This is a genomic window from Acidovorax sp. SRB_14, from assembly GCF_012932145.1.
Taxonomy (GTDB): domain Bacteria; phylum Pseudomonadota; class Gammaproteobacteria; order Burkholderiales; family Burkholderiaceae_C; genus Simplicispira.
This window is the reverse complement of the sequence record NZ_MWOK01000038.1, coordinates 1-20,427: the sequence shown is the minus strand read 5'-3', so window position 1 is coordinate 20,427 and position 20,427 is coordinate 1. Positions and strand designations below refer to the sequence as shown.

The following is a 20,427-nucleotide window of genomic DNA, read 5'->3' as shown; positions in this document are numbered from 1 at the left end:
TCGCTCTCGATCTCGAAGCCGCCCTGGGCCAGCGCCGCGTGCGCCGCGGACGTGGTGTCTGCAACGGCCAGGTGCGTGCCGCGCCGGCAGCAGCGCGCCAGCGCCTTGACAAAGTGCGGCCCCCAGTGGCCGGGGCCGCCGAGGTAGACCGCGTCCACCGTCCAGTCCTGCTGGCGCAGCAGGGTCGGCATCTCGCCCACGCAGAGCGTGAGCAGCACACGCCCGCCCTCGAACGCCAGGCGGTGCACGCCCGGCAGCAGGCCCCAGCACTGGGCCTGCAGTTCTTGCGCCAGCGCCCCCAGCGCGGGCTGCGCCGCTGCCGCGCGCAGCCGCTCTTCGGCCGCCGGCAGCGGTGCGTCCTGCAGCGCGACGAAGTGCAGCAGGGTGGGGCGTGCAGGGTCGGCGCGCCACGCGGCCCAGGCGGCGAGAAAGTCCTGTCCCTCGCCAAAGTCGGTCTGCAGGATGCGCCACTGCGGCTCGCCGGCCCAGGCCGCCGGCAGGTCGCAGCCGTGCAGGAAGGCCGTGGGTGCCAGGGCGGGGCTGCTGTCCATTGCGTCGGTGCGGGGTGCCATGGGTGGAAAGAGAAAGGAACGAAAAAGGCGCCACAAGGGGCGCCCGGAAGGTCTGCGCAGGGCCGTGGCGTTCAGGCGCTGGGCGGCACGTAGCCCTGCACGGTGTCGGCGCCGCCGCCAAAGAAATGCTGTTCCATCTGGCGCGCCAGGTACTGGCGCGCACGCGCGTCGGCCAGATTCAGGCGGTTTTCGTTGACCAGCATGGTCTGGTGCTTGAGCCACGCGGCCCAGGCTTCCTTGCTGACGCTTTCCCACAGGCGTTTGCCCAGTTCGCCGGGGTAGGGCGGGAAGTCGAGGCCTTCGGCTTCCTTGCCGAGCTTGATGCAGTGGACGGTGCGTGCCATGGAGAAATTCCTTGTGGGCTATCGGTTTAGATGTTTTGGGTATTAAGAACTGAGATTTTATTCGTTCCAGTTTTTAACCTGGCCTTCCAGAATGCCTTTCATCGGTGATTCGCACCGGTTTCCATGCACTGACTGAAGGCTTCCCATGAAGATTCGCCGCCACTTTATCAAGTTTCCCCTGGCCAGCGCCCTGCTGGCCAGCTTGGCCCTGACGGCATTGCCGTCGTTTGCGCAAGGCGTGACCTTGCTCAATGTGTCGTACGACCCCACGCGGGAGCTGTATGTGCAATACAACCAGGCCTTTGCCCGGCACTGGAAGGCCAAGACCGGGCAGGAGGTGGCCGTGAAGCAGTCGCACGGCGGCTCGGGCAAACAGGCGCGTTCGGTCATCGACGGCATCAAGGCCGACGTGGCCACGCTGGCGCTGGCCGGCGACGTGGACGCTCTGGTCAAGCACGGCGCCCTGGTGGCGCCGGACTGGCAGAAACGCCTGCCGCACAACTCGGCGCCCTACACCTCGACCATCGTCTTCCTCGTGAAGAAGGGCAACCCCAAGGGCCTCAAGGACTGGGATGACCTCGCCAAGCCCGGCGTGGCCGTCATCACGCCCAACCCCAAGACCTCGGGCGGCGCGCGCTGGAACTACCTGGCGGCCTGGGAATTCGCCAAGCGCAAGTACGGCAGCGAAGCCAAGGCCAAGGAGTTCGTCGGCAAGCTCTACCAGAACGTGCCCGTGCTCGACACCGGGGCGCGCGGCTCGACCATCACGTTCGTGCAGCGCGGCGTGGGCGACGTGCTGCTGGCCTGGGAGAACGAGGCCTTTCTGGCGCTCAAGGAGTTCGGCCCCGAGAAGTTCGAGATCGTCGCGCCCTCGGTGTCCATCCTGGCCGAGCCCAGCGTGGCCGTGGTCGACAAGGTGGTGGACAAGCGCGGCACGCGCAAGGTGGCCGAGGAATACCTGCAGTACCTCTACTCCGACGATGGCCAGGAGATCGCGGGCAAGAACTTCTACCGCCCGACCTCGGAGAAGGCCAAGGCCAAGTTCGCGCGCCAGTTTCCCCAGATCGCGCTGTTCACGATCGACCAGGCCTTCGGCGGCTGGGCGAAGGCCGACAAGGCGCACTTTGCCGACGGCGCGAACTTTGACCAGATCTACACGCGCAAGTGAGCCGCGCTGCCGCGGCCGCAGGCGCTTTACCAGGAGCCGACATGCCTTTTCCATCCCCTCTGCCCCGGTCCACCCCGGCTGGGCGTGTTCTGGCCACCACCGCCGCTGCCTGGGGTCTGCGCCGGCAGCGGGCGACCCGCTCGAATGCCTGGAGTGCGGGCGCGGATGCGCGCGTGCGCCGTGAAGGGCGGGCGGCTGCCGGTGCGCCGGGCGATGGCCGGGCCGCCGCCTGCGTGGCATGAAATGTGCCTAAAACGCTGATACAGACTGCGCAGGGTGCTATGAAAAAATAGAATTGCAGGCGAAATGCGCGGCGCCATGCCCCGCGGAGTTCAGGCCAGCGCACGAGGGTTTTCCCGGCCATATAAACTTTGCGTCTTACCAATTGACTTTTCAATCGTTGGACTTTCACCCGTCCACCGTACAGTCACCCCCTTTGTTTGCCCACAGGCTTCCGCAGCGCAGCATGCGTGCGGTGGCCCTTTTTTTTCCATGATCGAGATTCGGGGACTTTCCCAGACCTATCCGGGCCCGACGGGCCCCGTCGAGGCCCTGCGCGGCATCGACCTGCACATTCCGCCAGGCGAGGTGTTCGGCATCATCGGCCGCAGCGGGGCGGGCAAGAGCTCGCTGGTGCGCACCATCAACCTGCTCAACCGCCCGACCCAGGGCGCGGTGATCGTCAACGGCCGCGATCTCACGACGCTGGGCGATGCCGAGCTGCGCGCCGCGCGCCGCGACATCGGCATGGTGTTCCAGCACTTCAATCTGCTGTCCTCGCGCACGGTGTTCGACAACGCGGCGCTGCCGCTCGAGCTGGTGGGCATGTCCAAGGACGAGATCCGCCGGCGCGTCGACCCGCTGCTCGAACTGGTGGGCCTGACGCAGCTCGCCGACCGCTACCCGGCGCAGATCAGCGGCGGGCAAAAGCAGCGCGTGGGCATTGCGCGCGCGCTCGCCAGCCGGCCCAAGGTGCTGCTCAGCGACGAGGCCACCTCGGCGCTGGACCCGGAGACGACGCGCTCCATCCTCGACCTGCTGCGCAAGGTGAACCAGGAGATGGGCCTCACCGTGGTGCTGATCACGCACCAGATGCAGGTCATCAAGCAGGTGGCCGACCGCGTGGCCGTGATCGACGCCGGTCGCATCGTCGAGCAGGGCCCGGTGCTCGACGTGTTCACGCGCCCGCAGCAGGCCATCACCAAGAGCCTGATCGACGAGATCGTGCCGCAGGAGTTGCCCGCCAGCGTGATGGCGCGCGTGCGCCAGCTCTCGGCCGGGCTCAGCGGCGGCGTCGGCCAGTTGCTGCGCCTGTCGTATGCGGGCGAGAGCGCCTACCAGCCCATCCTGTCGCACCTGATCCGCGACCTCGGGCTGGAACTGTCCATCCTGCACGGCCAGATCGACGAGATCCAGGACCAGCCTTTCGGGTCGCTGGCGGTGTTTGCCAGCGGCGCGGCCGAACAGATTCAAAGTGCCGTTGCGCACCTGCGCCAGCACGGCGTGCAGGTCGAAGAAGTGCCCAGCAAGGATTGAGCGATGTTTGAAAATTTCTCTGAAATGATGCTGGAGCTGTTTGCCACTTCGCTGTGGGAAACCATCGTCATGGTCGGCATCTCGGGCGTCATCGGCGCGCTCATCGGCATCCCGCTGGGCGTGTTCCTGCGCCTGACCGACAAGGGCGGCGTGCTCGAAAACAGCCCGCTCAACAAGACCGTGGGCTGGATCGTGAACGCCGTGCGTTCGACGCCGTTCATCATCCTGCTGGTGGCCATCATCCCGTTCACGCGCTTCATCACGGGCTCGTCGATCGGCACGGGCGCCGCCGTGGTGCCGCTGACGCTGGCGGCCGCGCCCTTCATCGCGCGCCTGGTCGAGACCGCGCTGCGCGAAGTGGACAACGGCTTGGTCGAGGCAGCCCAGTCCATGGGCGCGACCACCGGCCAGATCGTCTGGAAGATTTTGCTGCCCGAGGCGCTGCCCGGCATCGTCGCCGGCCTGACCATCAGCTTCGTGAGCCTGACCGGCTACTCGGCCATGGCCGGCGCGATCGGCGGCGGCGGCCTGGGCGACCTGGGCATTCGCTACGGCTACCAGCGCTTTCTGCCCGACATCATGCTGGCCGTGGTGGTGGTGCTGATCTTCTTCGTGCAGGCCATCCAGAGCCTGGGCGATTGGGCCGTGCGCCGCCTGAGCCACCGCTGAATAACTCCTGTTTTGATAGCTAATAGCGATTGCCCCATAAGCGCTGGAGGCTGATTTGGCCTCATTATTTTGAGGGGCACTGCCCCAAGGACACACACCATGCACAAACGCACTTTGCTCCAGTCCCTGGCCGCCGCCGCAGCAGCGGCCGCTCTGCCGCTGGCCGCGTTCGCCGCCGACAAGAGCGTCACCATCGGCGTCACCACCGGCCCGCACGCCCAGATCGCCGAAGTGGCCAAGCGCGTGGCCGAAAAGAGCGGCCTCAAGGTCAAGCTGGTCGAGTTCAGCGACTTCATCCAGCCCAACGCCGCGCTGGCGCAGGGCGAGATCGACGCCAACATCTACCAGCATGTGCCCTTCCTCGAAACCCAGAACAAGGACCGCGGCTACAAGCTGGTGGCCGTGGCGCCGGCGGTGCGCCAGCAGATGGGCATCTATTCCAAGAAGGTCGCCAAGCTGGCCGACCTGAAGACGGGCGCGCGCGTGGGCATTCCCAACGACCCGACCAACGGCTCGCGCGCCTTGATGGTGCTGGCCGAGCAGGGGCTGGTGCAGCTCAAGCCCGGCGTGACCACACGCGCCTCGGCGCTGGACATCGTGGCCAACCCCAAGAAGCTCAAGTTCGTCGAACTCGAGGCCGCGCAGCTGGCGCGCTCGCTCGACGACCTCGACGCCGCGGCCGTCAACAGCAGCTACGCCGTGGCGGCGGGCCTGCGGCCGACGGGCGACTCGCTGGCGCTCGAGAACCCGAACACGCCCTATGTCACCGTGGTCATCGCGACCCGCGCCGGCCACGAGAAGGACGCCGACCTGCTGGCTTTCGTGAAGGCCTACCAGTCCCCCGAAGTGAAGGACTTCGTGGCCGCGCAGTTCAAGGGCGCCTACACGGTCGCCTGGTGAGCCGGGCCGGCCGGGGAGCTGCCAGCGCACGCCCGGGCCAGGCCGCGTGGCCCGTGCCGCCCGGCGGTGGCCGGGGCATCCGTGCGCAGAGGTAGCGGTTGGCGTGAAGGCCTGGCGCGTGGCTTGACCGGCCTGGTCCGCGGGGGGAAGATGAAAATTCTTCCCACCGAAAGCGGGGCGCACCATGGAAAAGCCAGTCTGGGTGGTCGTGGCCAATGGTTCCAGGGCCCGTGTGCTGGAGCAGCACCCCACCAAGCCGGAGCGCTGGACGGAGACGGAGTGCTGGGTGCACCCGCAAAGCCGCGTGCACGGCGCCGACACCGGCCACGGGCCTGCCGGCCATGCCGGCCGCTCGGGCCTGGCGTCGCGCAGCGGGCCCCAGGAGCATGAACGCCGCGCCTTTGCCCAGCAGCTCGCCGGGCTGGTCGCCACCGCGGTCGGTGAACACCGGGTCGGGCGCATCGTGGTGTTCGCCTCCAACCCGTTTCTGGGCGAGTTGCTCGCGCACCTGGACAGCGAATCGCGCAAGCGCGTGGCCGACAGCCATGCGCTGGACCTGACCAGCCTGGGCATGCACGAGCTCACGCAGCGGCTGCACAGCGATTTCCATCTCTGACGCGGCGCGCACGGCCGCCCTGGCGGTGCCCGTGCCCTGCACCAGGGGAGATGGCGCAGCTGCTCCACGGCGCGGAAGAAACGCTGAGCGCGGGCATCGAAGGAGGTAGGCATGGCATTGCCGTTCGAACAACTGGTGCAGGTTCCCGTGGATCCGGTCCACATCGAAGGCCTGCTGGCGCTGCCCGCCGCGCCCCTCGGGCTGGTGCTGTTCGCCCATGGCAGCGGCAGCAGCCGGCACAGCCCGCGCAACAACCAGGTCGCCCGGGTGCTGCACGCACGCAGCGTGGGCACCTTGCTGCTCGACCTGCTCACGGTGGGGGAGGATCTCGATTACCGCACCCGCTTCGACATTCCACTGCTGACGCAGCGGCTGCAGGCCGTGGCGCGCTGGCTGGGGCGGCAGCCCCTCACCGATTCGCTGCCGCTGGGCTATTTCGGCGCCAGCACGGGCGCGGCGGCCGCCCTGAGGGCCGCCGCGGCGCAGGGCCCTGCCATTCGGGCCGTGGTCTCGCGCGGCGGCCGGCCCGACCTGGCCGGGCCCGAGGCGCTGGCGCGCGTGGCCTGTCCGACCCTGTTGCTCGTGGGCAGCCTGGACACCGAGGTGTTGGAGCTCAACCGGCTGGCGGCCTCGCACCTGCGCTGCCCGCACACCTTGGGCATTGTTCCGGGCGCCAGCCATTTGTTCGAGGAGCCCGGCACGCTGGACGCGGTGGCCCGGCAGGCCGCCGACTGGTTCGAACGCTACCTGCGGCCTGTCCCCGGCGCTTGAGCCGGGGCGAGGCCAGCCTGGGCTCGCCCCGTTACTCACGGCTTGAGCAGTGCAATCACCTCGTCGTCCTCGACCTGGCCAAAGTCCCGGTAGAACTGGCCCACGGCGTGAAAGTCGGCGGGCGTCTGCAGGCACAGCACCTCGTCGGCCAGAGGGCGGACCAGGGCGAGCGCCTCCGGCGACGACACCGGCACGGCGCAAACCAGCGTGGCGGGGTGGCGCTGGCGCAGGCCGTGCAGGGCGGCCACCATGGTGGCGCCGGTGGCCAGGCCGTCGTCCACCACGATGACGGTGCGGCCCGCAGGGTCCAGGGGCGGCCGCACCGGCGTGTACAGCAACCGGCGCTGGCGGATGGCCTCCATCTGCCAGTACTTTTCGGCAGCGAGGTAGGCCGCATCGGCGCCGGCCCCAGCGGCGTAGGGCGAGAGGTAGGTCCAGCCACTCTCGTCGACCGAACCGATGGCGTACTCGGGCTGGAAGGGAGCGCCCAGCTTGTGCACCAGCACCACGTCGAGGTCGCCCTGCAGCGCGGCGGCCAGGGCATGGGCCATGGGCACCGCGCCGCGCGGGATGGCCAGCACCAGTGGGTTCTTGCCGCGGTAGGCCTGCAGCCGCGCGGCAAGCTGGCGCGCGGCATCCTGGCGGTCTTCGAAGATCAGCGGGCGGGAGGCGGAGGGCATGGCGTGCTCGGGACGGCAGGGGCCGGTCGATGCAGTTTCAGCATCCTGGCGGCGCAAGTCAACGGCCTTTTCACGCCCGCCCCGCGTGCGGTCCAAGCCCGTGGCTCGGCGGGGCGTTTGCCGGGCGTGGATACTCGGGTTGCCATTTTCCCGAAAGAGACCGCGAAAGAGACCCCATGATCCTGCCATTGCACCCGCTCGACCCCACCCTGTTCACGCGCGCCCAGGCGCTGCTCGACGACGAATGGCTGGCCCAGGACGCTGACCTGGCCCCCGTGCTGCCCACCGTGCTGGCGCGCAACGTGGGCCAGGACTGGCACAAGGCTGGCACCTTCCGCCACCACCTGGTGGGCGTGGCGCGTTCGCTCACGCTGTGGCAGCAACCGCGCGACATCCGCCTGCTGGGCCTGCTGCACAGCGTGTACGGCAACGCGTTCGTCGACCTCGTCAAGTTCGATGCCGCGAGCGAACGCGGCCGCCTGCAGGCGCTGGTCGGCGAACCGGCCGAGCACCTGGTCTACCTGTTCTGCACCATGAGCCGCACGCAGTTCGTGCAGCGCGTGCTCGACAACGCGCTGGAGGCCGACGGCAGCCTGGTGCTGGAGAAAAACGGCCAGCCGCAGCGGCTCACGCCCTTCGAGGTGGCGGCCTTCCTGGTGGTCAGCATGGCCGACACCATCGAGCAGTGGTTCAGCTGGCAGGACGACGTCTATTCGCGCTTTCCGGGCGTGCAGCAGCGCCCGCAGGCCACGCACTGGGCCGCGTCGCTGTGGCCCGGGCCGATGCGCCCCAGCGGGCGCATGCTGCACCAGATCTCGCGCCTGGCCCAGGCGCTGCAGCACCCGGGCCTAGAAGGCCTCGTGCCACTGCCGCCGGTGTTCGGCGGCTGCACGCAGCCGCTGTCTGCCGCCGACGAGGCGGCCGCCACCGCGCTGTACTGGTCGGTGATCCAGCAGGACGTGCCGCTGGTGGACCTGGACGTGGCCACCGCGGTGATGGAGCAGGCCGTGCGCCACAACCCGTGGGTGGGCGAGCCGCAGATGGTGCTGGCGCAGCTCTACCTGTCGGCGGGCCGCCAGGCTGAGGCGCGGCAGGCGGCCGAGAGCGCGCTGCAGGCGTTCAGCGCCTGGGGCAACGCATGGGACAAGCGCGTGCAATGGGACGCCTGGGTGGCCTGGACGCGCATCCTGCTGCAGTCCGCGGCGGAAGGCGGCTGGCCCGAGCGGCTCGACAAGCTCAACAACGTCGCTCTGCGCAGCTGATTCCTTATGTTTGAATGGCTTAAGAAAATGAAAACATAGTCGTTGGGGTTGGATAGGGGCAACCCTAAGATCGGCGCATCTCTGACTGAAAGGTGTTTCCGTGAACAAGCGCTCCCTCCTGCAATCCGCCCTCGCACTGGCCCTGGCCGCTGGTGTCACCACGGGCGCCTGGGCCCAGGACAAGACCCTGAAAATCGGCGTCACGGCCGGCCCGCACGCGCAGATCTTCGAGCAGGTCAAGAAAGTGGCGGCCAAGGACGGCCTGAAGATCCAGGTGGTGGAGTTCAGCGACTATGTGCAGCCCAACGCCGCGCTGGCCTCCGGCGACCTCGACGCCAACGCCTACCAGCACAAGCCCTATCTCGACGCGCAGATCAAGGACCGCGGCTACAAGATCGTGTCGGTGGGCACCACCGTCAACTTTCCCATCGGCCTCTATTCGAAGAAGGTCAAGAAGCTCGAAGACCTCAAGGAAGGCGCCAAGTTCGGCATTCCGAACGACCCGACCAACGGCGGGCGCGTGCTGCTGGTGCTGCAGGACAAGGGCCTGATCAAGCTCAAGGACGGCGCCGGCCTCAAGGCCACGCCGCTGGACGTCGTGGGCAACCCCAAGAAGCTCCGGTTCGTGGAACTCGACGCGGCCCAGCTGGCGCGCTCGCTCGACGACCTCGATGCCTCGGCCATCAACACCAACTTCGCCATTTCGGCCGGGCTGAACCCCAAGACCGACGCCATCGCGCAGGAAAACGCCAAGGGCCCCTACGCCAACCTGATCGCGGTGCGCGAGGCCGACAAGGACAAGCCCTGGGTGGCCCAGCTGCTCAAGGCCTACCACTCCGAGGAAATCCGCCAGTTCATCCTGACCGAGTTCAAGGGTTCGGTGCTGCCGGCGTTCTGAGTGTTTCAGGGCTCCAGCGCTTGTCGGTAAAGCGCTGGAGGCTATTGAAATAATAGTGAACGGCGGCGGACTGACATGCCCTGCAGGAAGCATGGCCAAGCTCTATAGTGGTTTTGCCCGTGCTTTCACGGCCTTTTCCACGTTCAAGGAGCATCCATGAGCCAGTTCCAGATCGCTGTCATCGTCGGCAGCCTGCGCAAGGATTCGTTCAACCGCCAGCTGGCCACGGCGCTGGCGCGCTTGGGGCCGGCAGATTTTCAGTTCACGCAGCTGCGCATCGATGACCTGCCGCTGTACAACCAGGACGACGACGGCCAGCAGGCGCCGTCCGTGCTGCGCCTCAAGGGGGAAGTCAAGGCGGCGCAGGGCCTGCTGTTCGTCACGCCCGAATACAACCGCTCGGTGCCCGGCGTGCTGAAAAATGCCATCGACAACGCTTCGCGCCCCTATGGCCAGAATGCCTGGGCCGGCAAGCCGGCGGGCGTGATCGGTACGTCGATCGGCGCTGCCGGGACGGCGATGGCGCAGCAGCATCTGCGCAACATCCTGGCCTACCTCGATGTCCCGGCGATGGGCCAGCCCGAGGCCTTCGTCCACGCCAATGAAGGCCTGTTCGATGCTGGCGGCAACATCGGCGAAGGCAGCAAGAAGTTCCTCCAGGGCTGGATGGACCACTATGTGGCCTGGGTCAAAAAGCATGCCTGATGGCTATTGAATCAATAGCTGCTAGCGCTTTACCAGCGGGCGTTTGAGCCCGATTTCATGCAAATGAAAGCAAAAAACCCGGTCGAAACCGGGTTTTTTTGTGCAGGGCGTGGCGCAATGCCACGCCGTTTCAGGCGGCCTCGACCACCTGCGGCTGGTTGGCGGCCTGGGTGCAGATGGCCTGCGTGGCGCTCTCGAGTGCGGCGGCCTTGGCGGCCTCGCCCATCGCGACGCCCTCGGCGCGCACGAAGCGCACGTCGGTCACGCCGAAGAAGCCCAGCACGGTCTGCAGGTAGCTCTCCTGGTGTTCCATGGCGCGGCCGCCTTCGCTGGTGGAGTACACGCCGCCGCGGGTCGAGGCGATGATCACGGTCTTGCCCTTGGCCAGGCCTTCGGGGCCGTTGGCGGTGTAGCGGAAGGTGCGGCCGGGCTGTGCCAGGCGGTCGATCCAGGCCTTGAGCTGGGTCGGGATGCTGAAGTTGTAGAACGGTGCGCCGATCACCACCACGTCGGCCGCAAGGAACTGGCTCACCAGCTGCTCGGAGACGGCGTTCTCGCGCTGCTGGCTTTCGCTCAGGTTGTCGGTCTGGCCGGTGCGCGGGGCCATGGCGTCCATGGTGAAGTGGGCCGGCGCATTGGCCACGAGGTCGAGGTAGCCGACCTGCGTGCCGGGGTGGCTGGCCTTCCAGGCGGCGACGATCTGGGCCGTGAGCTGGCGCGAGACGGACTGGGCGCCGGTGATGGCGGAATCGATGTGCAGCAATTGCATGGAGTGCTCCTGAAGAATGTGGCGGCCACGGTGTGTGGCGATGAATGGATTGTGAGACTGTCTCGATTGTTTGATAAGTAGGCTGTTTTGCGATAGATTGTCTTATCAATAGGACAATCTCCATGCAAGATCTCAACGACATGCTGTACTTTGCCGAGGTGGTCGAGCGGGGCGGGTTTGCCGCCGCCGGCCGCGCCCTGGGCATTCCCAAATCGCGCCTGTCGCGCCGCGTGTCCGAGCTGGAGGCCCAGCTGGGCGTGCGCCTGTTGCAGCGCACGACGCGCAAGCTCTCGCTGACCGAGGTGGGCGAGGCCTATCTGCGCCATTGCCAGGCCCTGCGCGAGTCGGCCCAGGCAGCGTGGGACACGGTGGCCCAGGTGCAGACCGAGCCGCGCGGCACGGTGCGCGTGGCCTGCCCGGTGACGTTGGCGCAGACCGTTCTGGGCGAGCTGATGCCGCTCTTTCTGGCGCGCTACCCGCTGGTGCGCATCGAGATGCAGGTCAGCAACCGCGTCGTCAACCTGGTGGAGGAGGGCGTGGATGTGGCGCTGCGCGTGCGCGCCACGCTGGACGACAGCGGCAGCATGGTCGTCAAGCGGCTTGATGATTCCGCGCAGATCCTGGTGGCCAGCCCCGATTTGCTGGCCCGCCAAGGCACGCCGCAAACGCTCGAAGACCTGGCCCGCCTCGACAGCGTGGCCATGTCGGCCGCCGAGGGGCGATCCGTGCTACGCCTTGTCGGCGCGGGCGGGCGCGAGCAGACCGTGCAGCACAGCCCGCGCTATGTGGCCGACGACCTGCTGACACTCAAGTTCGCGGCGCTGGCCGGCTCCGGCATGTGCTGGCTGCCCGACTACATGTGCCACGACGAACTGCGCTCGGGCCGGCTGGTGCATCTGCTGCCCGGATGGGCGCCGCCGCGCGGCGTGGTGCATGCGGTGTTTCCGTCGCGCCGCGGCCTGTCGCCGGCGGTGCGGCGTTTTCTCGACTTTCTGGGCGAAACCATGCCCGGGAGCAGCAGCCTGGCCAGCCGCGTGCGCGCGGGTGATGCTGTGGCCGTTGCAATGCGGCAAGGGTAAAAGGCGAACTGGTGCTGTGGCGCAGCACATCAAGGAGCAGGGTATGAAAGCCATGGATACAGCCCTTCACGGCGCCAGGCCCGCGCCTGGCGGACAGCGGGCCGTGCGGGCTGTGCGGGCTGTGGCGCTGGCGCTGGCGGTTGTTGCTTGCGCAGCGGTGGCGCAGGAGCGCCGCAATTATTTCAATGACCCGTTTATGCAGCTCACCCTGGCGATCGCCCAGTGCCCTGTGCCACCGGGGCCCGAGGTATCTCTGAGCGAGATGCAGGCCCAGGCCCATGGCCGCGCCGAGCGCGGCACCAGCTGCTTTCGCGCGGGGCGCTGCCGCCTGCCCAACGCCTACCTGTACGACGCGGAGATCATGGAGCGCGTGCAAAAGGCGGTGCAGGTCGATGGCCGCTTTGCCGACACCAGTGTTTGGGCGCTGGGCCAGCGGCGCTGGGTGTGGTTGCGGGGCTGCGTGCGCAGCCCGGAGCAGGCGCAGGCGCTGGAGCAGCTGGTGCGCGGCCTGGACGATGTCGAAGCCGTCGTCAACGAACTGGAGGTGGTGGCGCCCTGACCGCCATAGATGCTTTTGCGATTAATTCACAACGATATATTTGTTTGGACTTCAAGCGGTGGAGGCGCAAAATCGTCCGTCTTCACACCAGCAGGAGCGACTCGATGGCAACCCTCAGACTCGGCGACACAGCCCCCGACTTCACGCAGGAATCCACGGCCGGCCCTATCCATTTCCACGAGTGGGCGGGCGACTCGTGGGTTGTGCTGTTCTCGCACCCGGCCGATTTCACGCCCGTGTGCACTACCGAGCTGGGCAAGACGGCGGCCCTGTCGGGCGAGTTCGCCAAGCGCAATACCAAGGCCATCGCCGTCAGCATCGACCCGCTCCAGTCGCACACCGACTGGGTGCACGACATCAACGAGACGCAGCACACCAAGGTGGACTTCCCCATCCTGGCCGATGCCGACAGGAAGGTCGCCAACCTGTACGACATGATCCACCCGAACGCCTCGACCACCGCCACGGTGCGCAGCGTGTTCATCATCGACCCGAAGAAGGTCATCCGAACCACCTTCACCTACCCGGCCAGCACCGGGCGCAACTTCGACGAGATCCTGCGCGTGATCGATTCGCTGCAGCTCACCGACAACTACAAGGTGGCCACGCCGGTGAACTGGAAGTACGGCGAAGACGTGATCATCGTTCCCAGCCTGCAAGACCCGGCCGAGCTGGCCCAGCGCTTCCCCAAGGGCTTCAAGACCGTCAAGCCCTACCTGCGCATCACGCCCCAGCCCGGCCCCTGAGCGGCTTGCTTCAACCGCGAGGGCCGGTCGCCCTCGGAATGAAAAAACCCAGGCTCCGTGAGTTATCCCCCCCAACAATCAATACATAGTTAGGGTGGTTTAACAGCCGGAAGCCCTCCAAGCCCCTCGCGCAGGGGCTTTTTCTTGCCTAGTGTTTTCCATAGCTATTCCTTAAAGCAACATGGCATGTAGTCTGCGCAGGAAGATGCAGCGATGTCTTTGGCTGTTTCGAGTAGCCGTCTTTCTTTGAAAGACGAGTAGCAGGTGGGGGGCCGGGGGAGGAGCGTATGGGGCGACGGTCTGTGGATAACTTGACTCTGGAGCGCTGGCGAGCGCTGGATGCCCTATGGGTGCTGGAGAAGCTGGGGTGCCATGCGAAGGCCGACAACACGTTCGAGCCGCTGAAGGCGCAGGGCACTCAGCGCTACCACGTCAATGCCGAAGGACAGGATTTCGAATTGTTGCTTCGCGGCCCCAAGTTCTTCGATACACGGCTCCAGCGTGGCGGAGGCGGCGCAGTGGATTTGGTCATGCATGTGCGCCACGTCGATTTCAAAGGCGCGACGGACTTGTTGCGTCGTCTAGCGGTTTAGGCCCCCCATGTTTGTGACCGTCAAAGCCCGCATCCACACCGATGCCACAGGTGTCTATACCGAGCTGCCTGCGCTGCTGACCCCGGCTGGGGTGTTGGAGCCTTTGCTCGACTATTGCCTGTACCGCAGCCACGACCGCAGCCTGGCCTGGATGTCGAAAGTGGCCCGCTCGGTGCGGATGTTCCTCGAATACCTGCAATCCAACCCCGCCGAGCGCGACACCTACCGCCTGTTCCAGAACTTCGCCCAGCGGCTCTACACCGGCACCTTCGACCGCGCGACCGGCCTCGACCCCAGCGGCCTGTGCTGGGCGCCGCGCTCGCCGCAGGACGCCTCGCACATCGTCACTCATCTGACGGACTTTTTCGACTGGCTCGGCGAGATGCGTCCTGCGGCGGCCCAGGTGAATCCGCGCTATGCGGGCGGCGCCTTCGACCGGCAGACCGACGAGGCCGCCTACCAGTTCCGGCGCAGCAAGGCCTTTCTCGGGCACACCTGGGCGGCGAACGCATCCCCTGCCGAAACGAGGCATCGCGTACGCGGCCAGCGCCTGCCGAAGGTCGAAAGAGGCGAGCCGCCAGCCTTCCCGGAAGAGCGCTTCGAAGAACTCCTGGCCAAGGGATTCAACGCGGCCGGGCGCCAGGACTATCGCGGCATGCTCATCACGCTGCTGCTGCACGGGGCTGGCTTTCGCGAGTCGGAGCCCTTCCACCTCTACGTTTCGGACGTGTTCCCGGACCCGGCCAACCCGCGCCAGGCCAAGGTGCTCATCCATCACCCGAGCCATGGCGCCGCGCCTGCCAATTGGCGCGACGAGCGGGGTAAGCCGCGCAAAGGCAACCGGGCGGAATACGTCGCCCAGCAGTTCGGCCTCGTGCCGCGCACCGAGGTCATGGACCGGCGCCACGCCGGCTGGAAGGGCGGCATGCACGATGCGGCCTACTACAAGCAGGCGTACTGGTTCCTGCCCGAATATGGCGAGTGGTTCCTGCAACTGTGGCACCGCTACCTGGAGCAGGTCGCGTGCACCGAGCGCGACCACCCGTTTGCCTTCATCAACCTGAGCCGCGAGCCCGTGGGCTCGATGTACACGCTCACCCAGTACAACAAGGCCCATGCCGCCGCCTGCGAACGCATCGGCCTCGCGGTCGGCAAGGCACTGGGCACGACGCCGCACGGCCACCGCCACGCCTACGGCCGCCGGCTGCGCAACGCCGGCGTCGACAAGTCGCTGATTCGCCGCTTCATGCACCACGCCTCCCTGGAGAGCCAGGAGGTCTACACGCAGGCGACCACCCGCGAGGCCCTGGCGGCGCTTGAAGCGGCCGCGCAGCGGCTGCGGGACAAGCTCACTGGCACGCCGTCCGTGCCGGTAGGTCCGCTGCCGGGCATCGAATTCAACGACTGAGGAATTCACATGACCGAAATGAAGACAACGACCACGCCCAAGTCATCTGCTGCCCCGACCCCTAAGCTGAAAGGGGTGAATCGTAAAAACGACACCAGCCTGGGTTGGGTGGAGCGGGAGCACCCGCAACTGACTGCTTGGCGCGCTTTGGCGGTGGAGTGGCTCAAAGGGAAAACGAGCGGTGTCGCCTCGAAGCTCAACGGCTTGGTGGCCTTTTTTGAGCGCTACCTTATCCAGCAGGGACTGCCGCTCGACCCGGCGGTGCTCCTGGCCCGCAGCACGGTCCTGCCTGACTTCTACCGCACCGCCTGCCCGGATTCGGCAACGGGCATCAAGTACAACAACGCCATCCGCGCCTTCCTGCACTTTGTGCTGCTGCGAGAGTTCAGCGAAACCGACGACGACGGCCAGTCGGTGGTCTCGTCAGCCTTTCACAACCCCGTGCCCCGGATGACCACGAGCGGCCTGCCCCGGCGCGACGAAAGCGTGCATTCGCCGCTACCCTACGGTTACATCGACGAACTGCGACACATGCTCGCGGCAGGACCACACTTCCGGGACTGGCAGTGGGCGCAGGGCGCCCTGGGCGTGGAAATCGGCCAGCGCGGGTACGGCGCACCCGACTGGTTCGAGGTGGCCGAGGCGCAGATAGACCGGAGCGACCCGGACTGTGTGTGGCGGGTCCGCAAGGTGAGCCCGAACTATCGCGGCGGGCAGGTGCTGGAGATCTGGAGTCCTGGGCGCTGGGTCGCTCTGCTCGTGAAGCTCATCCTGCCGCTGCGCACCTTCCAAGTCCGCATGCTCGATTCGGGCGAAGCCGATACCTGGCGCTACGCGGCGGGTGCTTGGACCTTGAACCCGAGCCGGCTTGCACAGGGCAGCGAACGCCGACCCCTTCAGCAGGGAGTATTCCGCCGCAGCGACCCTCTCGCCGACGGTGAGGCCATCCCTGCCGTGCTCTACATCAACACCAACAAGACCGCCGACATTGCCAAATTCGGCCCCGAGAAGGGCTACGTGCTGCCATGGTCCTCTGGTGGGCCGGTGCACCAGGACGTCTTTTACTGGCTGGAGAAGCTGCGCAACTGGCAGGAGAAGTACAACCCCGTGTCACGGCGCACGGCCTGGACGGCTCTGGATGGCCGCCACATTCCGGCGAAAAGCGAGGTGCAACTTACGGGCTATCCGGACGCCTGTTTCCTCTTTCGCTTGCCGGAGGCACGCGAAGGTGAACGCCATTTGCCCCTCACCGGAGATGTCGTGCTCAAACCCTGGTTTTGCCTGCTTGAAGCCTTTGAATTACGACTGACTGACCGGGGGGAGACCCATTGCAACGGAGCGCCGATCCGATTTATCCCGCCACCAGAAGTAAGAGCCAAAAGTAAGCAGATTGGTTACGTGGTAACACTCTTTCCCCTGCACAGCCTGCGCGTCTCTCTCATCACCGCGCTGGCCCTGGAAGGGCAGGTGCCGTTCCCCGTGCTACAGAAGCTCGTGGGTCACAGCCGGCTGCTGATGACGCTGTACTACACCAAGCCCGGCGCGACGCACATCCGCGACATGCTGCTCGGCGCGGCAGAGCGGCTCGAAGCGGGCAAGGAAGCGAGCATCCAGAACTTCCTGCTCGACACCGAGCACGGAGAACTACTGCAAAAAGCCATCTGCAACAGCGTACCCAGCCTTGCCGCCGCCATCCCTCAGCATCCTGCCGCACGCAACCCGGTGGGTTGGATGCCGATGCCCCACGGGCTGTGCCTGGTCGGCGGCAACACCAGCGAAGTCGAAGACAACGGCTCCGTCGGCGGCTGCTACAACGGCGGGTCGAACCTCGGCTCGGCTTCAGCCCCGAAGCACGGGCCGGTTCCGGGCGGCAGCCGCAACTGCGTGCGTTGCCGCTGGTTCGTGACCGAGCCGCACCACCTGCCTGCGCTGGCGGCCCACTTCAACACACTGGCCTATCACTTCGATGAGGCACGCAACGCGTGCCTTGCTCGCGAGGAGGACTTGCAAGGTCTGAAGAAGCAGAAGGCGGATGCGGAGGATGCGGGGCAGCCGTTCGCTCGCCAGGACGCCTACCGACAGGCCGAGCGGGTGTGGGAAAGCGCAATGAAGCGCTTCAGCGACCTGGCCGAAGACCTGGTGGCCTGCTGGCGGCTCATCGAACGTTGCAAGGCGGCGCTCGAAGCCCCGCTGGGCGATGGCACGCAGCTGGTCGCAGCCGGGGCGGTGGTTGACGTGCAGGTCGCCTTCGAGGAGACGGAGTCGGAGTTGCTCCAGTTGGCCGGTGTCTGCGAAAGTGTCGAGGTCTACCCCGACCTGGAGCCGGGCAAGGCGGTCTTCCGCCGCAGCCAGCTGCTCGATGGCGTGCTCTACCGCGACAACCTGTCACCTGTGTTCATGCTTCTGAGCGAACAGGAGCAGCTTCTCGCTGGCAACGCCTTCATGCGGCAACTCGCCCGGCAGATGAACCCTGAAAATCCCGCGCTGGGCCAGCGGGAAGTAATTCGCCTGATGGACGCAGGCGCGCGCCTCAGCCAGCACTTCGACATGGATCTTGCCTCGCTGCTGCCCGCAACCCGCCCCGTCCAGGCGTTCTCCGCCGGGCGACAGAACCTGAAGGGAGCTGAAGCATGAACGGCGTGACGGACATCCACCCGGACGCCGTACTAGCGTCGCTGCTCGACAAGGGCGGGCGCTCGAACCGGCGGGCAAATCTGGCGAAGATGCATGAGCTTTGCCGCAGGCAGCACGCGGCTGGCTCGCGCGACTTCTCGCTGCCGGCCATCGGCCGCCTGGCTGAAGCCGAAGGCATCCTGAAGGGCCGAGCCCTCTACAACGCCCCGTCCGCCGACTACCGGGCGCTCATCGAAGCCTGGACCGCCTATGCCGGCCCCGCCGCACCTAAGCCCCCGAAGACCCTGGCGAGCCATGAATACCTGATGCGCATCGAAGACCCGGCCATCCGCTCCATCATGCAGGCCATCATTGCCGAGCGCGACAAGCTCAAGGCACAACTCAACGTGCTGAAAGCCAACACCCAGGTGACCGTGGACCGGCGACCCCTAGGCGCGACCGTCTCTGCGGCGCCAGGGGCACAGCCGGTGGCCGTGCTCGCCCTGTCCGCGCAACTGACGCCGTCGGAGCGCGAAGCCTTGCAGAAAGCGGTGTCGGCCAGCTACCTCGAAGAGCGCGGCCTGAAGGAAGGCAGCCACGGGGAAATCGTCAACGAGCGCGGCCGGGTGGTGTTCGAGGTGGGCTTTGCCCGTGCCGTTCGCAAGGTACTGGGCGACGCCATTCCCCGGTGACTGACTCACGTCGAGTGCAGGGTCTGGAGCGGTGCCCATGGCGGCAGACGCTGGTCATTGTTGACCACCATTGCGCGTGGACCTGACCAAAGTACTTGCCTTGACCGCCGGCAGCAAACGACCCAACGCGGGCATTTGTCGAATCGACTTGAAGGTCGGCGATGTAGCGGGAGCGGTTGTTTCGAGCAGAATGCTGAATTTCGGCAACCAGCCGGTAAGCGGACTTGCGAATGAATTATGTCAACGGTTTTCTACATCACCTTAGTGATTTTTCATTGATTCTTAGAAATGAAGATCTTCAGGGGCTGCTGCGATACACGGCAGGGATTACAACCTTGTTGATATCCACGATTACATTCTACCTAAAACTAAAAGAAAAACATGAGCAAGCACACGCCCAGTTGGCAGTGTCTTCCAATTCACGGGATTCCCGAACTCGCTTCCCACTTTACCCGTTGCAGACGAAGCTCAAGCTAGCCCCATTTCCCTTTATGGCGCCGCATCTTGAAACGCGAATGAAATGCCCGAATGGCTGGTTCACAATTACTGAGCTTCGTGTTTGGAATGCAGGCCAAAAACCCTTTTGGGGTAGCGCTTTCAACCCAATGGTAAAAGTACAGATCACAATAGAAGAAGGGATCGGTGACTATGCCTTGCGGGGCTGTATTAGCAATGATGCATCGGCCCGTGTTCATCTGGGTCGAGTTATTCATGCCGCATCCGGTCAGCAGCGCCTTCCCATCTACTTTGACATTCTTCATCCGGGTAAAGGTATCCTAGTGCAAATATGGCACAACTCGCAATACGGATCGCAGATCGGCATTAATGCAATATCCGATCAAATTTCATGCGCCCTAGTGGGTTTTCGCCATCCGATCAATCCGAGATTGGTCAAATGGATGAACGCAATGACGTATTGGCTAATATTGCCGGCAGCATCTTTAACAATACTGTTTATTATTTCAAATAATACTAAAGATGCGGTCATAAGTGGCGTATTTACTTGGATGCTAATTCTCTCCGCCTTCATGTCCTCGAAGCTGAAGCCACTTGCACCCATGGATTTAGGATTTAGTAACGATAAGGCAAAAATCATCTTCTATCACGGTCCCTGATAATAGGGATCGGCCAATAAAATATGGCCAGACGACAGCTTCGAAGTGAAAAATGTCTCGGGGTGAACTAACGCAATTTTTCTGTACCGGCCGGTTGGGTCTCGCAATGTGAGTGACTGAAATTGGCCGAATTCTGCCGGTCAGTTCCAGCAAGCTGGTCAACAGAAACCGTCGCAGGTAGTCAGTTCAATCGGGATACGTAACATGGGTGTGACTCACATAAAAAAAGCGCCGACGTTGCCGTCGGCGCTTGGAAGTTACGATGCATTACGATGTGTTTATACATCGAATGCGTCGATGATAAAAGTTCAGTGTTGATAGCTGTCTATAGCCACTCTCTCACATCATATGTATGTTTAGGGTACGAGACGATTAACGGTCCTGGGTTTTTTGCTGTGGGCAGCATGTGCCTATTTCTAGGGATGGTCCGCTAGCGGACCTGCTGCTGTATAGGCGCTTCGCTATGCCAGCGCAGGATCAGCGGCCATATCCGCCGCCGCCGCCACCGCCGCGCGGACCACCACGACCGCCGCCGCTGTTGCCACCGCCGTATCCGCCGCCGCCACCACCGCTGCGAAAGCCGCCGCCACGGCGGCCGCGCTCGGCCATGCTGTCCACGCTGGTGCGCATCGGGTCGGGCTGGCCCGAGGGGCCGGAGCCGCGGCTCGACGGCATGCTGTGCCCTCCGTGCGTGCCCAGGTGGGCGTTCTCGCGGGGCGGCTGGGCGTCGCT

General features: G+C 65.4%; 21 protein-coding genes and 1 pseudogene. 17 read left to right on the top strand and 5 right to left on the bottom strand.

All coding sequences use genetic code 11. The annotated features are described in order from the left end of the window. Both B2J86_RS17545 and B2J86_RS17540 read right to left on the bottom strand, forming a co-directional pair. The coding region (locus B2J86_RS17545) for an MnmC family methyltransferase (RefSeq protein WP_371736600.1) at positions 1 to 572 on the bottom strand (572 nt) is incomplete at its 3' end. Positions 573 to 643: 71 nt separating this feature from the next. Then, positions 644 to 916 carry an oxidative damage protection protein gene (locus B2J86_RS17540; RefSeq protein WP_169170795.1) on the bottom strand — a complete coding sequence of 91 codons (273 nt, stop codon included), beginning with the start codon at positions 914 to 916 and terminating at the stop codon, positions 644 to 646. 145 nt (positions 917 to 1,061) lie between these two features. Here B2J86_RS17540 and B2J86_RS17535 point away from each other — a divergent pair, with 145 nt between their 5' ends. The 6 genes from B2J86_RS17535 to B2J86_RS17510 all read left to right on the top strand — a co-directional run bounded on the left by B2J86_RS17535 (position 1,062) and on the right by B2J86_RS17510 (position 6,576). After that, positions 1,062 to 2,084: a sulfate ABC transporter substrate-binding protein gene (locus tag B2J86_RS17535; RefSeq protein WP_173026253.1), complete on the top strand. Its 1,023-nt coding sequence runs from the start codon at positions 1,062 to 1,064 to the stop codon at positions 2,082 to 2,084. A gap of 492 nt (positions 2,085 to 2,576) precedes the next feature. Next, positions 2,577 to 3,620 carry a methionine ABC transporter ATP-binding protein gene (locus B2J86_RS17530; protein WP_173026252.1) on the top strand — a complete coding sequence of 348 codons (1,044 nt, stop codon included), beginning with the start codon at positions 2,577 to 2,579 and terminating at the stop codon, positions 3,618 to 3,620. A 3-nt stretch (positions 3,621 to 3,623) separates the two neighbouring features. Further along, entirely contained in the window at positions 3,624 to 4,289 is a 666-nt protein-coding gene (locus B2J86_RS17525; protein ID WP_173026251.1) for a methionine ABC transporter permease, read from the top strand. Positions 4,290 to 4,388: 99 nt separating this feature from the next. Further along, on the top strand, positions 4,389 to 5,189 hold the full coding sequence (locus B2J86_RS17520; protein ID WP_173026250.1) for a MetQ/NlpA family ABC transporter substrate-binding protein: 801 nt from the start codon (positions 4,389 to 4,391) through the stop codon (positions 5,187 to 5,189). A 184-nt stretch (positions 5,190 to 5,373) separates the two neighbouring features. After that, a complete protein-coding gene (locus tag B2J86_RS17515) occupies positions 5,374 to 5,805 on the top strand; it encodes a host attachment protein (RefSeq protein ID WP_173026249.1) in 432 nt (143 codons plus the stop codon). A 111-nt stretch (positions 5,806 to 5,916) separates the two neighbouring features. Next, the gene (locus B2J86_RS17510; RefSeq protein ID WP_169170722.1) at positions 5,917 to 6,576 is read left to right on the top strand and encodes a dienelactone hydrolase family protein; all 660 of its coding nucleotides are present in this window, start codon (positions 5,917 to 5,919) and stop codon (positions 6,574 to 6,576) included. Between the two features lie 35 nt (positions 6,577 to 6,611). On the opposite strand, the gene B2J86_RS17505 is transcribed toward B2J86_RS17510, so the two are convergent. Then, on the bottom strand, positions 6,612 to 7,256 hold the full coding sequence (locus B2J86_RS17505) for a phosphoribosyltransferase (protein WP_169170721.1): 645 nt from the start codon (positions 7,254 to 7,256) through the stop codon (positions 6,612 to 6,614). Between the two features lie 176 nt (positions 7,257 to 7,432). On the opposite strand from B2J86_RS17505, the gene B2J86_RS17500 reads away from it, so the two are divergent. The 3 genes from B2J86_RS17500 to B2J86_RS17490 all read left to right on the top strand — a co-directional run bounded on the left by B2J86_RS17500 (position 7,433) and on the right by B2J86_RS17490 (position 10,121). Further along, on the top strand, positions 7,433 to 8,518 hold the full coding sequence (locus B2J86_RS17500; protein ID WP_173026248.1) for a lipopolysaccharide assembly protein LapB: 1,086 nt from the start codon (positions 7,433 to 7,435) through the stop codon (positions 8,516 to 8,518). A 100-nt stretch (positions 8,519 to 8,618) separates the two neighbouring features. Beyond that, the gene (locus B2J86_RS17495) at positions 8,619 to 9,416 is read left to right on the top strand and encodes a MetQ/NlpA family ABC transporter substrate-binding protein (protein ID WP_169637791.1); all 798 of its coding nucleotides are present in this window, start codon (positions 8,619 to 8,621) and stop codon (positions 9,414 to 9,416) included. A 156-nt stretch (positions 9,417 to 9,572) separates the two neighbouring features. After that, positions 9,573 to 10,121, top strand: a complete 549-nt coding sequence (locus B2J86_RS17490) for an NADPH-dependent FMN reductase (RefSeq protein ID WP_173026247.1) — start codon at positions 9,573 to 9,575, stop codon at positions 10,119 to 10,121. A 130-nt stretch (positions 10,122 to 10,251) separates the two neighbouring features. Here B2J86_RS17490 and B2J86_RS17485 read toward each other — a convergent pair whose 3' ends face one another. Then, entirely contained in the window at positions 10,252 to 10,890 is a 639-nt protein-coding gene (locus B2J86_RS17485; RefSeq protein ID WP_169170734.1) for an FMN-dependent NADH-azoreductase, read from the bottom strand. A 122-nt stretch (positions 10,891 to 11,012) separates the two neighbouring features. On the opposite strand from B2J86_RS17485, the gene B2J86_RS17480 reads away from it, so the two are divergent. From B2J86_RS17480 to B2J86_RS17445, 8 genes are all read left to right on the top strand, one after another. Then, positions 11,013 to 11,969 (top strand): LysR family transcriptional regulator, encoded by a 957-nt coding sequence (locus B2J86_RS17480; protein WP_173026246.1) that lies wholly within the window; start codon positions 11,013 to 11,015, stop codon positions 11,967 to 11,969. Between the two features lie 52 nt (positions 11,970 to 12,021). After that, positions 12,022 to 12,528, top strand: a complete 507-nt coding sequence (locus tag B2J86_RS17475; RefSeq protein ID WP_173026245.1) for a BON domain-containing protein — start codon at positions 12,022 to 12,024, stop codon at positions 12,526 to 12,528. Positions 12,529 to 12,632: 104 nt separating this feature from the next. After that, a complete protein-coding gene (locus tag B2J86_RS17470) occupies positions 12,633 to 13,274 on the top strand; it encodes a peroxiredoxin (RefSeq protein ID WP_169170731.1) in 642 nt (213 codons plus the stop codon). 302 nt (positions 13,275 to 13,576) lie between these two features. Further along, positions 13,577 to 13,867, top strand: coding sequence for a hypothetical protein (locus B2J86_RS17465; protein ID WP_371736599.1), 291 nt, complete (start codon positions 13,577 to 13,579; stop codon positions 13,865 to 13,867). A 7-nt stretch (positions 13,868 to 13,874) separates the two neighbouring features. Next, the gene (gene gmtY / locus B2J86_RS17460) at positions 13,875 to 15,275 is read left to right on the top strand and encodes a gamma-mobile-trio recombinase GmtY (protein WP_173026243.1); all 1,401 of its coding nucleotides are present in this window, start codon (positions 13,875 to 13,877) and stop codon (positions 15,273 to 15,275) included. A 9-nt stretch (positions 15,276 to 15,284) separates the two neighbouring features. Next, positions 15,285 to 17,909: an integrase family protein gene (locus B2J86_RS17455; protein WP_173026242.1), complete on the top strand. Its 2,625-nt coding sequence runs from the start codon at positions 15,285 to 15,287 to the stop codon at positions 17,907 to 17,909. Next, positions 17,906 to 18,580, top strand: a complete 675-nt coding sequence (gene gmtX, locus B2J86_RS17450) for a gamma-mobile-trio protein GmtX (protein ID WP_173026241.1) — start codon at positions 17,906 to 17,908, stop codon at positions 18,578 to 18,580. Before B2J86_RS17455 ends, gmtX begins: the two co-directional genes overlap by 4 nt. 230 nt (positions 18,581 to 18,810) lie before the next feature. Then, on the top strand, positions 18,811 to 19,695 hold the full coding sequence (locus tag B2J86_RS17445; RefSeq protein ID WP_173026240.1) for a hypothetical protein: 885 nt from the start codon (positions 18,811 to 18,813) through the stop codon (positions 19,693 to 19,695). A gap of 477 nt (positions 19,696 to 20,172) precedes the next feature. Here B2J86_RS17445 and B2J86_RS17440 read toward each other — a convergent pair. Beyond that, positions 20,173 to 20,427 (bottom strand): annotated as a pseudogene (locus B2J86_RS17440) (RNA helicase); the annotation flags it as partial.